Origin of the sequence: Moraxella sp. ZY210820 (assembly GCF_030674635.1) — a bacterium.
Taxonomy (GTDB): domain Bacteria; phylum Pseudomonadota; class Gammaproteobacteria; order Pseudomonadales; family Moraxellaceae; genus Acinetobacter.
Genome location: NZ_CP089978.1, coordinates 558,467 through 574,795, shown reverse-complemented (window position 1 = coordinate 574,795; position 16,329 = coordinate 558,467). Strand labels below are relative to the sequence as shown.

14 protein-coding genes are annotated in these 16,329 nt (G+C 35.9%); 13 read left to right on the top strand and 1 reads right to left on the bottom strand.

The annotated features are described in order from the left end of the window. Window positions 1-45: 45 nt before the first annotated feature. Together LU301_RS02840 and epmA are read left to right on the top strand one after the other, a co-directional pair. On the top strand, window positions 46-1,119 hold the full coding sequence (locus tag LU301_RS02840; protein WP_305273928.1) for a 4-phosphoerythronate dehydrogenase: 1,074 nt from the start codon (window positions 46-48) through the stop codon (window positions 1,117-1,119). A gap of 54 nt (window positions 1,120-1,173) precedes the next feature. Then, window positions 1,174-2,133, top strand: a complete 960-nt coding sequence (gene epmA, locus LU301_RS02835; protein ID WP_305272336.1) for an EF-P lysine aminoacylase EpmA — start codon at window positions 1,174-1,176, stop codon at window positions 2,131-2,133. 63 nt (window positions 2,134-2,196) lie between these two features. Here the strand turns inward: epmA and ettA are convergent, their stop codons facing one another. Then, window positions 2,197-3,858: an energy-dependent translational throttle protein EttA gene (gene ettA, locus LU301_RS02830; protein WP_305272334.1), complete on the bottom strand. Its 1,662-nt coding sequence runs from the start codon at window positions 3,856-3,858 to the stop codon at window positions 2,197-2,199. A gap of 143 nt (window positions 3,859-4,001) precedes the next feature. Between ettA and hpt the strand changes: the two genes are divergently transcribed. From hpt to LU301_RS02775, 11 genes are all read left to right on the top strand, one after another. Continuing rightward, complete coding sequence (gene hpt, locus LU301_RS02825) at window positions 4,002-4,532, top strand: hypoxanthine phosphoribosyltransferase (RefSeq protein WP_305272332.1); 531 nt, start codon at window positions 4,002-4,004, stop codon at window positions 4,530-4,532. 103 nt (window positions 4,533-4,635) lie between these two features. Then, entirely contained in the window at window positions 4,636-5,322 is a 687-nt protein-coding gene (gene rpe, locus LU301_RS02820; RefSeq protein WP_305272330.1) for a ribulose-phosphate 3-epimerase, read from the top strand. 12 nt (window positions 5,323-5,334) lie between these two features. Beyond that, the gene (locus LU301_RS02815) at window positions 5,335-5,832 is read left to right on the top strand and encodes a methylated-DNA--[protein]-cysteine S-methyltransferase (RefSeq protein ID WP_305272328.1); all 498 of its coding nucleotides are present in this window, start codon (window positions 5,335-5,337) and stop codon (window positions 5,830-5,832) included. A 49-nt stretch (window positions 5,833-5,881) separates the two neighbouring features. Then, entirely contained in the window at window positions 5,882-9,169 is a 3,288-nt protein-coding gene (locus LU301_RS02810; protein ID WP_305272326.1) for a DNA translocase FtsK, read from the top strand. Window positions 9,170-9,243: 74 nt separating this feature from the next. Further along, window positions 9,244-9,708 (top strand): hypothetical protein, encoded by a 465-nt coding sequence (locus LU301_RS02805; RefSeq protein WP_305272324.1) that lies wholly within the window; start codon window positions 9,244-9,246, stop codon window positions 9,706-9,708. 48 nt (window positions 9,709-9,756) lie between these two features. Beyond that, entirely contained in the window at window positions 9,757-10,773 is a 1,017-nt protein-coding gene (locus LU301_RS02800) for a transporter (RefSeq protein ID WP_305272322.1), read from the top strand. A 210-nt stretch (window positions 10,774-10,983) separates the two neighbouring features. Continuing rightward, complete coding sequence (tgt, locus tag LU301_RS02795; RefSeq protein WP_305272319.1) at window positions 10,984-12,108, top strand: tRNA guanosine(34) transglycosylase Tgt; 1,125 nt, start codon at window positions 10,984-10,986, stop codon at window positions 12,106-12,108. 112 nt (window positions 12,109-12,220) lie between these two features. Then, window positions 12,221-12,550 carry a preprotein translocase subunit YajC gene (yajC, locus tag LU301_RS02790; protein WP_305272317.1) on the top strand — a complete coding sequence of 110 codons (330 nt, stop codon included), beginning with the start codon at window positions 12,221-12,223 and terminating at the stop codon, window positions 12,548-12,550. A gap of 33 nt (window positions 12,551-12,583) precedes the next feature. Continuing rightward, complete coding sequence (gene secD / locus LU301_RS02785) at window positions 12,584-14,476, top strand: protein translocase subunit SecD (protein WP_305272315.1); 1,893 nt, start codon at window positions 12,584-12,586, stop codon at window positions 14,474-14,476. A 10-nt stretch (window positions 14,477-14,486) separates the two neighbouring features. Continuing rightward, window positions 14,487-15,458: a protein translocase subunit SecF gene (gene secF / locus LU301_RS02780; RefSeq protein ID WP_305272313.1), complete on the top strand. Its 972-nt coding sequence runs from the start codon at window positions 14,487-14,489 to the stop codon at window positions 15,456-15,458. 150 nt (window positions 15,459-15,608) lie between these two features. After that, window positions 15,609-16,244, top strand: a complete 636-nt coding sequence (locus LU301_RS02775; RefSeq protein ID WP_305272311.1) for a trimeric intracellular cation channel family protein — start codon at window positions 15,609-15,611, stop codon at window positions 16,242-16,244. Window positions 16,245-16,329: the final 85 nt, after the last annotated feature.

Below are 16,329 nucleotides of genomic sequence, written 5' to 3'. Positions count from 1 at the left end.
GAAAAATCATTATATAATAAACAACCTAAATTAGGAAACACGATGATGAATTTAAAACTACTTGCTGATGAAAATTTAGAATATTATCAACATTTTTTTGCTGATATTGCCACAATTGATATTAAAGCAGGGCGTAAAATTACTGCTCAAGATGTAGCAGATAAAGATATACTTTTAATACGCTCTGTAACCAAAGTGAATGCTGAATTATTACAACATTCACCCGTAAAATTTGTGGGAAGTGCAACCATTGGTACAGACCATTTAGATATTGATTATTTAGACAAACACAACATTACATGGGCAAATGCCAGTGGCTGTAATGCTCAAGCAGTTGCTGAATATGTAATTCGTGCGATTTATCAATTAAACCCACAATGTTTTGAGCCACATCATCGTTTAAGTTTAGGTATTGTAGGATTGGGCAATGTGGGTACACGTCTTGCCAATTTAGCTCAAGCATTGGGTTGGCAAGTCAAAGGTTATGACCCATTTACGCAACATCAGCATATCCAACAAGTTGATTTTTATGATATTTTACAGTGTGATGTCATTTCAATTCATGTTCCTTTAACCAAAACAGGCAATTATCCAACTTATTATTTATTTGATGAGCAGACTTTTAAAAATATGTCTCAACATAGCATATTGATTAATTCTGCTCGTGGTGGTGTGATTAAAGAACAAGCATTATTAGCTGATATTGCACGGACTGGGCGAAAGGTTGTTTTAGATGTATTTGAACATGAACCAACTATTAGCCAAGAAATTATCAATGCAGTGAGTATTGTTACACCACATATTGCAGGCTATAGTTTAGAAGGCAAAGCTCGTGGTACAGCGATGATTTATCAAGCCTTATGCCAACATTTAAGGCGAGAAATCAACAAATCAATGTATGAGTTATTGCCTGAATGTGATGCAAAATTTAATGCTGAGTTATCTTTAGCAGAAAATTTAAAACAACATTTGGCAGATATTTATCCAATTATGCGTGATGACCAAAATTTACGAAATTGTTTAAAAGATGGACAAATTTCTGCTGATGATTTTGATGCTTTACGCAAACATTATCTATTACGCCGTGAATGGGCGAGTTATGGATTTTTTATAAAATAATTTTATTTTAGGGTGAATTATTACTCATACAAATTCCAAAATTAAGAGAAAAATATGAATTATCAACCAAATTGTAGCATTGAAATGCTTCACGCACGAGCAAAATTATACCAAACCATTCGCCAATTTTTTGCTAAACGTGATGTATTAGAAGTAGAAACACCATTATTATCGAGTGCAGGCACAACCGATGTGCATTTATCATCAATTCCTGCACAACGTCATATCAATGGTCAATTAGCCACACATTATTTACAAACATCGCCTGAATTTGCGATGAAACGTTTATTGGCAAGCAGTAGTGGAGCGATTTATCAAATTTGTAAAGTATTCCGTGATGATGAGCATGGGCGTAAGCATAATAGCGAATTTACGATGTTAGAATGGTATCGTCCAAAATTTTCACTCGCTGATTTAATGCAAGAAACACAAGATTTACTTTGTGCGTGTTTAAATAAAGATATTCAAGTACAAGTTTTAAGTTATAAGCACGCTTTTCAACAACATTTGAATATTAATCCCTTACAAGCCAATTTAGATGATTTAAAACAATATGCAAAGCGTATAAATTTAGACCTTGATTTAGGCGATGACCGTTTGGCTTATATGGATTTATTATTTTCACATTGTGTTGAACCATATTTAGGTCAGGATAATGCTGTTTTTTTAACTGACTTTCCACCTGAAATGGCATCTTTAGCCAAAGTTAAACAAGATGATGATGGTGAAATGGTTTCTGCACGTTTTGAATTATATATCAATGGTTTAGAGTTAGCCAATGCTTATGATGAATTGATTGATGCAACGATTTTACGTCAGCGTTTTGAGCAAGATAATCAACAACGTGAACGATTGGGCTTAGTACAAATGCCAATAGATGAATATTTATTATCCGCTTTACCAAATATGCCTGCCTGTAGTGGTATTGCTTTAGGAATTGACCGTTTGTTGATGGTGGTTACTGGACAAAATAAGTTAGAAAATGTGGTGAGTTTTATGGCGGATAGGGTTTGATGCACATTTATGCCCAATAAAAATGTGGATAAACTCACATTTATCCACATCTTTATTTAAAGATTAACCACCAATCTTTTTATACTTTTGACGTTTTGGACGAGCGTCATCGCCAAATTTTTCCTTACGCCATTTTTCATATTCGGTATAGTTACCGTCATAGAATTCTGGCTGTTCATTTTCAAAGGATAAAATATGCGTACAAATACGGTCTAAGAACCAACGGTCATGCGATACGACCATCACTGTACCTGGGAAGACTAAAATCGCATCTTCCAATGCACGCAAAGTTTCTACGTCCAAATCGTTTGATGGTTCATCGAGTAAGATGACATTTGCCCCTTGTTGCAAAATTTTTGCCAGTTGCAAACGGTTACGCTCACCACCTGATAATTCGCCCACACGTTTTTGTTGGTCTTGTCCTTTAAAGTTAAAGCGACCAATATATGAACGAGATGGTGTTTCATAATCACCCACTTTAAGAATATCTAAACCGCCAGAGACTTCTTCCCATACTGTTTTATTATCATCTAAAGTATCACGAATTTGTCCAACATACGCTACTTTAACGCTTTCGCCTAAAGTGACTGTACCTGTATCAGGTTGTTGTTCGCCTGTCATCATACGGAATAAGGTGGTTTTACCCGCACCATTCGGACCGACAATGCCCACAATCGCTGCTGGTGGCACAGTAAAACTTAAGTTTTCGTATAGTAAACGGTCGCCAAAAGATTTACTGATATTTTCCACTTCCACCACTTTATTACCTAAACGTGGACCTGGTGGAATATAAATTTCAGACGTTTCATTACGTTGTTGGAATTCTTTTGAGTTTAACTCTTCAAAACGTTCCAAACGTGCTTTATTTTTCTTCTGCTGACCTTTCGCATTTTGACGAACCCATTCAAGCTCTTTTTTCAATGCTTTAGCAAAACTTTCTTCTTGTTTCTGCTCTTGTTCTAGGCGAGTATTTTTCTGCTCAAGCCAAGAGGTATAGTTACCATGATAAGGAATACCATGTCCACGGTCAAGCTCTAAAATCCACTCTGCAACATTGTCTAAGAAATAGCGGTCGTGGGTAATCGCCACAATCGTACCTGGGAAGTCTTTTAAGAAACGTTCCAACCAAGCTACAGATTCAGCATCTAAATGGTTTGTTGGTTCATCTAGTAACAACATATCAGGTTTTGATAGGAGTAAACGACACAAAGCGACACGGCGACGTTCCCCCCCAGAGAGTTTAGTCACATCAGCGTCCCATGCAGGTAAACGCAAGGCATCAGCCGCTTGTTCCATTTGATTATTGAGATTATGTGCGTCCCATGCATGGATAATTGCTTCTAACTTCTCTTGTTCTTTAGCCAATTTATCAAAATCAGCATCTTCCATCGCATATTCCGCGAACACTTCATCAAGACGAGCCAACGCATCAAGCGGTTCACGTAAACCATCTTCCACATTGCCACGCACATCTTTAGTTGGGTCTAGTGGCGGTTCTTGCTCTAAATAACCAATTTTAATCCCTGGTTGTGGACGTGCTTCACCATTAAAATCTTTGTCCACACCCGCCATAATACGCAGTAAAGTCGATTTACCTGCACCATTTAAACCAAGTACACCAATTTTTGCACCTGGGAAGAATGATAACGAAATATCCTTTAAGATTTCACGCTTAGGCGGAACCATTTTGGATACACGGTTCATTGTGTAAATATATTGAGCCACAGAAATATCCTGTCATTTGTAGAATTTAATCTATACTATTATACGCAAAATTTAGCAAAATCTAAACCATATCATAAAAATACATAGTATAAAATCTAAAATTATCTTAAAATATATACTTTGAATACATTTAGGCTTGTAATATGACTGTACAAATGAATATTATGATTTCTGAACAAGAAATCCAGCAAAAAGTAAAACAACTTGGGCAACAAATTACTGAACATTATGCCAATAGTGATAAAGAATTAATTTTAATTGGTTTATTGCGTGGTTCTGTTATTTTTATGGCAGATTTATGTCGTGAAATTAAAAAACCACATGAACTTGATTTTATGACGGTTTCTAGTTATGCGAGTGGTTCAACCGTTTCAAGCCGTGATGTCAAAATTTTAAAAGATATTGATGGTGAAATTCGTGGTAAAGATGTTTTAATTGTTGAAGATATTATTGATTCTGGTCATACTTTAAGCAAAGTAATGGAAATTTTACAAACCCGTGAACCAAATTCAATTCAATTATGTACTTTAGTCAGCAAACCATCACGCCGTGAAGTGCATTTAGATGTCCATTTCTTAGGTTTTTCTGTAGAAGATAAATTTATTGTCGGTTATGGTTTAGATTATGACCAAAAATATCGTCATTTACCTTTTATTGGCGAAATCGGTTTGTAAATCTTAAAACACATATCATTATTTCACAATCTCATTTTGGGCTTATTCATTAAGCCCTTTAATGTGCTATAATACGCTATTATTGATATTTTCAGGTTATTCCATGTCTAAACCCTATTTAATTGCCCCATCAATTTTATCTGCCGATTTTGCCCGTTTAGGCGAAGATGTTGAAAAAGTGCTACAAGCTGGTGCAGATGTGGTACATTTCGATGTTATGGATAATCACTATGTACCTAATTTAACGTTTGGTGCAGGTGTTTGTAAAGCATTAAAAAATTATGGTATTACCGCACCGATTGATGTACATTTAATGGTCTCACCAGTGGATAGAATTATTGGTGATTTTTTAGAAGCAGGTGCTGATATTATTACCTTTCACCCTGAAGCCTCTAACCACATTGACCGTTCACTACAACTTATTAAATCAGGCGGAGCAAAAGCAGGTCTAGTATTTAACCCCGCTACACCTTTACACTATTTAGATTATGTTCTGGATAAAGTCGATCAAATTTTATTGATGAGTGTCAATCCCGGATTTGGCGGACAAAAATTTATCCCAATGACATTAGAAAAATTAAAACAGGCTCGTGCGATAATTGACCGTAGCGGTTTAGATATTCGCTTAGAAGTAGATGGCGGTGTTACTCCTGATAATATCCGTGCAATTGCTGAAGCAGGAGCCGATATGTTTGTTGCAGGTTCTGCGATTTTTAATCAACCTGATTATAAAGTGGTGATTGATAAAATGCGTGCTGAACTTGCACTAGTGAAGTGTATCAATGTTTAATTATTGTACATTATGAGCCAACTTTACGCCCTAAAATATTATGCTAGTCCCGTTGGACAATTACGTTTAATTGCTGATGAACAACATTTAATTGGTGTATTATGGCAAAATGAAACTATTCGCCGTTTTAGCCAATTTAAATATTGTGAAGTTGCTTATCATCCTATTTTAAAGCAAACAGCTCAACAATTACAGCAATATTTTGCTCAACAACGACAAAGTTTTGATTTACCTATCGCCATACAAGGTACAGATTTTCAAATTGCTGTATGGAATGCTCTCAAAACTATTCCTTATGGAGAAACGAGAAGTTATCAAGATATTGCGACACAAATTGGTAGACCAAAAGCAGTGCGTGCAGTTGGTATGACCAATGGACAAAATCCACTTTCTATTATTATTCCCTGTCATCGTGTGATTGGCAAAAATGGAAAAATGGTTGGCTTTGGTGGCGGAATTGAGCATAAAATAACATTATTACAAATAGAAGCTAACACAATTCAATGTTAAAATAGCATACCCATCATCATCTACTCGCTATATTTAGGTTAAATTTGTTATGAATCAGTCATCAGTCGTAGCATCTTCTTTAAATCATACACAATTTTTAATCTGTGTATTTTTAGCCTGTTTAGGTGGTTTTCTATTTTTAGCATTATTGAGTTTTTCTGCTTTTGACCCAAGTTGGAGTTATTTATCGAGCGATACACAACATATCTCCAATTTAACAGGTGTTGCAGGTGCATGGATTGGCAATTTATTGCGAGCTTTTTTCGGTTGGGCAAGTTTACTCATTCCATTTTTTTTATGGTTAGAAATTTATCATATTTATCATCATCATAAAAATCGTCTTAAACGTTATTTTGCACAAATTACCTTGATATTTGTTGTTGCTATTCTCAGTGCTTTATTACTCAATAATGCACCCATGACCCATAGTGGCGGTATTATTGGTTATGCAATTGCTCATGATTTAAGCAAAATTACGACTATCTACGGTGCATTATTTATAATGCTGTTTATGCTGATAATGACATTCAGTGCTAGTTTTAATATTAAATGGGTCAGTCTAACTGAAAAACTACAAAATTTCCCATTATGGCTAAAAGACGTTTGTTATATTGGTCAAGATGATGCCATACTACTTAAACAATATCACACACTGCCTAAAACACACCAACAACAAATGGTTCAACAAGAAACAACAAACCCACTTACTCAGCCAACAACTGAGCAAAATAGTTCCGATACTGCTGAAACTTCTGCTCAATCAACAGCAACAACAGAAAATCAAAACAACAGCACAATCAATATTACTGCTGGACAAGTTGTATTTGGTGATGTTTGGCAAAATAATGATAAAAGTAATGAATTATTAAATGAAATGCAACAACTACTAGAACAATCACAGCAACAATTATCAGCACACCATGAGTTTGAGCAACAAGTATTACAACGTAAATATGAAGAAGAGACACGAGCTAGAGAAAATATTTCCAATGTAATTAAATCATCAGTTTCTAATGAATCATTTGATGCTTTACAAAGCCAATTTATACAACAGGAACACGCTACTCAACAAGATATTGCCTATCTTGACAAAAAAATTAATGATTTAAATCAACAAATTGCACAATTACAAGCAGAACCGACTCCACCTACATTCGATGAAGTTGTAATGCATGAATCTTATGATTTTGATAATGCACCAGTCGCAACAACTGATGTAAATATCATATATGATGAAAATCATTTATCTCAAGAGTCTACATTGGAACCAACTCAAGTGCAAACAGCACCTGTTGAAACAAATACCACATCTATTGAAATAGATGAGACTCATCATACGACATCTGTTGAAGCAAAAACAATATCTACTCAAAATCCAAGTTTAAATCGTATTCGTGAACGCCTTACTCAACCAAACCCTTTGGCTGATTTACAATCACTACTTAATCATCATATTAAAAAAGTACCAAAAACACCTGTAGCAGTTGAATTAGAAGAATTTGAATTACCTAAAAAAACATCACATTCATTTGATGAGTCATCTTTCACGATTACTCATGATACGCCATTAGAATTTAATGATTTAACACATCAGCCAGTACAAAACAGAACTCTGGATTTTGCACTTGATGATGATTTCATCCATCATTCAACACCAGCACAATCTCATATTGAGCATGAAAGCGTGCAAAATAATGCTCCGCAACATTATAATCCATTTAAACAAACTTTACATGACGATACTCATGACAATACCAAAGTTGCTTATTTTGATGATGATGCACCATTAACCGATGCATCAGGACGTATCATTTCTCGAGCAATGCAAGTTGCAGAATATCGTAAAACTTTATCACCATTACCAAGTATATCTTTACTTGACCCTGTTGATCATAGTCAAAAAGTACGTTTTAGCGATGAAGAATTAGACAAACTTGCACAATTGTTAGAATTAAAATTACAAGATTTTAACATCAAAGCCAGTGTTGAAGAAATTGACCCAGGTCCTGTAGTTACACGTTTTGCCTTATCGCTTGCTCCGGGTGTAAAAGCGACTAAAGTTGCCAGTATTTCACAAGATTTAGCCCGTTCAATGTCATTAAAATCGGTGCGTATTGTATTATCTATCCCCGGTACACCATTTATTGGCGTGGAAATCCCAAATAAAAAGCGTGAAATGGTTCGTTTAATCGAATTAATTGATAATGACGAATTTCGTAACCCTGAAGCGGGTTTAAGTGTGGCAATGGGTAAAAATATTACGGGTAAACCAATTATTACCAATTTAGCCAAAGCCCCTCATATGCTTGTTGCAGGGACTACGGGTTCAGGTAAATCAGTTGCTGTAAATGCGATTTTATTATCATTATTATTAAAATATACACCAGAACAATTACGTTTAGTATTGATTGACCCTAAAATGTTGGAGCTTGCCAATTATGACGAAATTCCACATCTTTTAACACCCGTCATTACCGATATGAACAAAGCAACCAATGCTTTAAACTGGTGTGTCAATGAAATGGAACGCCGTTATGAATTGATGGCAATGTTTAAATTACGTCAAATTGCACCATTCAATGAGCGTATTCGTCAGGCACAAGCCAATGGTGAAGATTTAATCGACCCATTATGGAAACCTAGCGATAGTGCAACACAGCAACGTGCTCCTCGTTTAGAGCCACTACCAAGCATTGTGGTTATTGCTGATGAATTTGCTGATATGATGATGCAACAATCTGGTAAAAAAACGGAAACATTAATTACACGTTTAGCTCAGAAAGCCCGTGCTGCAGGTATCCATTTATTATTAGCAACACAACGTCCATCAGTTGATGTCATTACAGGTTTGATTAAAGCAAATGTACCAACACGTGTTGCCCTACGTGTGAATAGTAAAATTGATTCACGTACTATTTTAGATGCAGGTGGTGCTGAAGAACTACTTGGTAATGGTGATATGCTATTCTTAGGACCTGGACAAAATGAGCCTGAGCGTGTACATGGTGCATTTATCAGTGATGACGAAGTGAATCGTATTTGTGATGCATGGCGTGAGCGTGGTTCACCAAATTATGTTGATGATATTTTAGTTGGTGATGATGAAGAAGATGATAACTCATCACGTAGTTATGATGATAGTGGAGAAATGCAACAAGACGTTTTATATGATAGAGCAGTTGAATTTGTCTTACGCACCCGTAAAGCTTCTGGTTCGGCTTTGCAACGTGAATTTGGTGTTGGCTATCAACGTGGTGCAAAACTCATTGATATGATGGAACGTAATGGCATTGTCAGCCCTGCCAATAGCTCCAATAAACGAGAAATTTTAGTCTAAAATGTCAAACACATCTTGCTAACAATATGATTTTTTTGTTATTATAAGTAAAATCAAGTAAGTAAGATGTTGTAATGATGTTTCTAAAAATAGGGCTAATCAGTGCAATATTTGCATTATTGATGCAAGTATTTATACTCTTATCGCCTTTATTTTTAAGTTATGATAATGCACGTGTTTGTATCCATATTCAGCGTTTTAGTCAAATCCATCATCAGCATATATTACAACAACAATCACTTGCTCAACATTTCTCTCCAATTTCTCAACCACATAACCATCAATATCATCATTTGACACATGATGAATCTCATCAACATACAACTGAAACACCTATTGATGAAAAAAACATTCATCTACAACATTGTGATTTCTGTGCTATTCATTCTGAATTTGATTTACCTAAAACGTTATTTTATCCTATAGTACATTGGTTTGATGTTGGTTATATTGTTGATTTTTTTATCGATTATCAACAACCATTTGTCTCATTACGTTTATTTGAATTACCCTTAAAGCACGCTCCACCGCTATTTTAAATTTCTCAATTGAATCTATGATTTGTTAATTTTATTTTTGAGTAATTTATGATGCGTAAAAAAATTTCTTGTGCAGTGTTATCTGCCCTTACTTTATCAATGAGCTCAATAGCAATGGCTCATAGTGAACATGAAATGCACGGACATAACACCGTGGCTCGTGCTGATGGTCATGCTCCTGCTGGTGTAATGTTTGACCATATGCACGGCAAAGGTAGTTATATGTTTGGTTATAATGCACAACGTCTAAAGCAAACTGGTGCATATTATACTGGTGAAAACAAGGTTGATATGACTGATTCAGGCTATATGGCATGGGGCAAAGACCATGATATGACGATGCATATGCTACATTTCATGTATGGCGTAACGGATAATTTAACTTTAACAGTTATGCCAATGTACATGAAAATGGACATGGATATGCAAAATGCTCAAGGTCGTACAGGCTCACACGGTACTGAAGGCTGGGGCGATACCATTATTGCAGCAAGTGGAAAATTATACCAAAGTGCAGATAAAAAGCATGATGTGATGGCAACTTTAGGCTTATCTGCTCCAACAGGTAGCTATAAAGAAACTTTGCCAAATGGTCGTTATCAACCTTATGGTATGCAATTAGGTGCTGGGATTTGGCAGGTTTTACCAAGTCTGACTTATCAATATAATGAAGGAGATATTAAAGCAGGTGTACAAGTATCAGCTCGTTTGCCACTTGAAGATACGAACGATTTAGGTTTCTATAAAGGACAGCAAGTCGGTGGTACAGCATGGCTCAGTTATTCATTTATGCCACGTTTAAGCGTTTCTACTCGTATTCAACATACTAAAACAGATGATATTCGTGGGCAATATGTGAATTTTACTGCACCAAACACACCTGCATTTCAACCCGTGAATTATGGTGGACGTCAGACTTTAGCAGGTATAGGTATAAATACAACATTACCAGCTAATGTGCGTTTAGGGGTAGAATATATGGTACCCGTGTATAACAAGGTCAATGGCGTACAACAAGATACCGATAATTTAATTCATCTGTCGATTAGTAAAGGTTTTCATTAATCTTTTAATATAAACTAAACAATCCCCTAGCGTTGTAAATGTTAGGGGATTGTTATTAGCAGTTTGAATACAAAAAAATTCAACCTACCCTAAACTAAAGATAGCATTATAATTAAATTGTCTATCCATTTTTAATCATATCATTAAAACCATTTTTTTGTTAAAATAGTATCTTTTATCAGCGAACTGTTTTTTCGCCTCGAGTATTTTATGAAATTTGAAAAACTTTCCCAGTCAGGACGTGCGAGACGTGGGCGTTTAACGCTTGAACACGGCACGATTGAAACCCCTGTTTTTATGCCAGTCGGTACTTATGGTACGGTCAAAGGTATGTTGCCACGAGATATTGAAGAAATTCAAGCACAAATTATTTTGGGCAATACTTTCCATTTATATTTACGCCCGGGTTTAGATGTGATTAAACAACACGGCGGATTACATCAATTTATTCGTTGGAATAAACCGATTTTAACTGATTCTGGTGGTTTCCAAGTGTTTAGTCTCGGTAAAATGCGTAAAATCGCCGAAGATGGTGTTACATTCCGTTCACCGATTGATGGTTCAAAAGTATTTTTATCGCCAGAAATTTCTATGCAAATTCAGCACGTTTTAAACTCTGATATTGTGATGATTTTTGACGAATGTACGCCTTATCCTGCCACACATCAGCAAGCCCAAGAATCATTACAACTGTCATTACGCTGGGCAAAACGTTGTAAAGATGAGCATAATAAATTGAATAATGTCAATGCTTTATTTGGTATTATTCAAGGCAGTATGTACGAAGACTTGCGAGATGAATCACTCAATGGCTTGCTTGAGATTGGTTTTGATGGTTATGCCATTGGTGGATTATCAGTGGGTGAACCAAAAGAAGAAATGATTAAAGTGTTGGATTATTTACCTAACAAAATGCCACACGATAAACCACGTTATCTAATGGGCGTAGGTAAACCCGAAGATATTGTTGAAGCGGTCAGACGTGGTATCGATATGTTTGACTGTGTGATGCCAACCCGTAATGCTCGTAATGGACATTATTTTGTAACTGATGGCTTAGTGCGTATTCGGAATAGTCGCTATCGTTTTGATGAAAGTCCACTTGATGCCCATTGTGATTGTTATACTTGTCAAAATTTCACTCGTGCTTATCTTTATCATTTAGAAAAATGTGGCGAAATGTTAGCATCAATGCTCGGTACGATTCACAATTTACGCTATTATCAACGTTTAATGGAAATGATTCGTCAAGCCCTAGATGAAGATAAATTTGATGAATTTGTTGCAGATTTTTATGCAAGACGTGGTTTAAACGTTCCACCATTGGCTGAATAATTCACAACATCATGTTATATTTGCAAAAGTTGAACATTTATATTGTTTTTGCTTGCAGATATTTTGTTAAACTATCACTTGTTATTGTTATATTTTATTTTTGGAAATCAATATGAGTTTATTTATTAGTAATGCTTATGCCAATGGCTCAGCTCCAGCTGCTCAAGACCCAACAATGACGATTATCATGATGCTCGTTATGGTCGCGATTTTTTATTTTATGATTTGGCGACCACAATCAAAACGTGCAAAAGAACATCGTGCTTTAATTGAAAGTTTAACCGAAGGCATTGAAGTGATGTTTGCAGGCGGTTTAATGGGACGTATTACCAAACTCGATGGTGAAATTGCAACAATTGAATTAAGTAAAGGCGTTGAAATTAAAATCCAACGTGGTTCGATTATTTCTGTATTACCTGAAGGTACATTGAATAACGTTTAATTCATCTTCCTTTTTATTGTTGAGTAAACAAAAATGCGTTACCCTTTATGGAAGTATCTGCTGGTTTTGTTTGTTTTAGTGATTAGTACACTTTATGCACTACCAACATTGTACCCAGATGAGCCTGCGGTACAGATTTCTGGTGCAAAAGCAGGAACTGTCATTGATCAAAGCATTGTCCAACAAGCAGAACAAATTTTAAATGAAGCTCAAATCCAGAGTCATAACAATTCATTTAATGAAAATTCAGCTTTATTGCGTGTAAAAACATCAGAAGAGCAATTAAAAGCTCAAGATATTTTACGCCGTCAGCTTGGAAATAATTATGTGGTGGCACTCAACCTTGCACCCACAACACCACAATGGTTGCGTAATATTGGTGCAAAACCAACAAAACTCGGCTTAGACTTACGTGGGGGTGTACATTTCTTACTCGAAGTTGATATGGATAAAGCCTTAACACAACGTATCGAATCCGCTGCTACAGAAATTCGCCGTCAATTAGCACAAAATAAAATCAAATACCAAAACTTATCGGTCAATAATAAAGATCATAATATGGTGATTTCATTTGCTGATACTGCTGACCGTGATAGTGCTGTATCATTCTTACGTAGTCAAAGTGCTGAATTTACCCCCCAAGCTTTAGCAACAGAAACTGGTCCTGTCATTATTTTAAATTATACTGCTGACCGTTTAGCAGAAATTCAATCTGAAGCGGTACAGCAAAACTTAATCACTTTGCGTAATCGTATTAATGAATTAGGTGTTGCCGAAGCAGTAGTACAAACTCAAGGTTCTAATCGTATCGTAGTACAGCTTCCCGGTGTTCAAGATACTGCTGAAGCAAAACGTGTGTTAGGTCGTACCGCAAACCTACAATTTCGCTTAGTATCTGACCACAATACGACTTATCAAACACAGTTTGACGCAATTCCACCCGCAGGTACAGAAGCATTTGAATTTGGTGAAATTGGTAGTGATCATAAATATTTACTTGAACGTAACTACATCGTAACAGGTGAACGAGTACAAGGTGCTTCATCAGGTAAAAGCCACGATACTAATGGCTATGAAGTGGGCATTAATTTAGATACAGCAGGTGGTAAATTGATGGCTGATGCGACACGTTCAGCTAAAAATAAATTAATGGCTGTATTATTTATTGAACATAAACAAAAAATTAGCCATGAAATTGACCCTGCAACAGGCGAAACCAAAGAAGTTCGTACTCCTTATACTGAAAGTGTGATTATCAATGTTGCAACCATTAACGATGTACTCGGTTCAAGTTTCCGTATCACAGGATTAGATTCAAGAAAAGAAGCTGAAGAATTAGCATTAATGTTGCGTGCAGGTGCATTGGCTGCCCCAATGTATTTTGTGGAAGAACGTGTGATTGGTCCTAGTCTCGGTCAAGAAAATATCGAAAAAGGTATTTTATCTACGCAAGTGGGCTTTGTGTTAGTTGCTTTGTGGATGATTGTATTCTTCCGTTTATTTGGTTTAATCGCCAATTTTGCTTTAGTATTTAACCTTGCTATGATTTTGGCTATTATGTCATGGATGGGTGCAGCTTTAACCTTACCGGGGATTGCAGGTATTGTGATTACCATTGGTATGGCGGTCGATGCTAACGTATTGATTTGTGAGCGAATACGTGAAGAAATACAATGGGGTGCATCACCAAAACAAGCGATTGTTGCAGGTTATGACCGTGCTTATAACACTATTTTTGACTCAAACCTAACGACATTTCTTGTAGCAGCAATTTTATTCTTTGTCGGTACAGGTCCAATTAAAGGCTTTGCTGTAACGCTAATGATTGGTATTGTCTGCTCAATGTTTACTGCGATTACTGTAACCCGTGCGATTGTACAAATCATTTACGGTAAGCGTAAAGACTTACAAAAATTGAGTATTTAAGGAGTATATCATGAGCGAACAACTTCCAACGACAAATACTCAAGACACTTATCAATTAGCCAATGGTGGACGTGTTATTGACTTTATGAAAATTGCCCTGCCAATGGCAATTATCTCAATTGTCCTGACCATTGCTAGTATTGTGTTTATTAGCACTAAAGGCATTAATTTAGGTTTAGACTTCACAGGCGGTGTATCAGCCGAACTGAACTATACCCAAGCTGTTGATAATCAACAAATTGTTGAGAAACTTACACAAGCAGGTTTTAAAGATGTGCAAGTGCGTAGTTTAGGTAGTAATAGTGATTTGATGATACAAATGCCTGAACAACCACATATTAAAGCGGATGAACTTGGTAATGCGATTAAACAAGCAGTACAAATGGAAGCCAATGAAGTTACTGTAGCTAAAGTTGATTCTGTCGGTAGTCAAGTTGGTAAAGAGCTTTATGTACGTTCTGCTGGTGCTGTAGGTTTAGCATTGTTATTAATGCTGATTTATATTACCATTCGTTTTGAGCTTAAATTAGCGATTGGTGCAGTATTATCATTATTCCACGATATTATCATCACGCTTGGCATTTTCTCTATGATGGGTTGGCCGTTTGATTTAACTGTATTAGCAGCTATTTTATCAATCATTGGTTTCTCGCTGAACGATAATATTGTTGTATCTGATCGTATTCGTGAAAACTTCCGTAAAATTCGTGAGGTCAGCTCAAGAGAGGTTATTAACATTGCTTTAACTGAAACCTTACGCCGTACTATTCATACATCAATGACACTTTTACTCGTTGTTGTTGCGATGTTAATCATGGGTGGTGATGGTTTACGCTGGTTCTCAATTGCTATGTGTATTGGTGTATTTGTTGGTACCTATTCATCAATTTATATCGGTACAAGTTTTGCTTTATGGCGTAATATTTCTGCACAAGATTTTATCGTCAAAGTTAAACCTGAATTTGATGATGAAGAGCCTTAAATTCATTAAGTCATTTAAAAATCTATCATCAAACCAAGAGTTAGTTGTTTTATCAACTAACTCTTTTTTATGCGGATAGATGAAAATTAACTTAAAAAATAGCACAATATTGGTTACAATATAAAGCTAAAACAACATTAGGGTGTCATAATGTTATTAACCATCATTTATATTATTGCCATTACCGCAGAAGCGATGACAGGTGCATTATCCGCAGGTCGCCGTAGCATGGATTGGTTTGGAGTGATTATTATTGCCAGTGTTACCGCACTTGGTGGTGGCTCAGTGCGTGATGTGTTATTGGGGCATTATCCATTAACATGGGTTAAGCATCCTGAATATTTAATTCTTGTATGTTGTGCTGCATTATTTACTATCGTCATTGCCAAATGGATGAAACATTTACGTTCCACATTCTTAATTCTTGATGCAATGGGGCTGATAGGTTTTACTATTATTGGTTGCCAAATCGCCATTGAAATGGGACACGGTTTTGTCGTTTCTGCTGTTGCAGGGATTTTAACAGGTGTATCTGGCGGTATTTTACGTGATATTTTATGTAACGATGTTCCTTTAGTATTCCGCCGTGAACTTTATGCCAGTATTTCATTTGTATCAGTCATTTTTTATTGGTTGTGCTTACACTTTGGTTTACAATTAGAATTAACGGTTATTGCTACACTTATTTTTGGTTTTACTCTACGCATTATTGCTATTTATTTTGGTTTAGAAATGCCAAAATTTATTTATCGTGATGATGATGAATCTGTATCATCAAGAGAATAGTTATCAATATCAAAAATTTATGCATATTTACTACAGACGACAGCCATATTTTATGGCAATATATGCCTGAATTTACCTAAGTTAA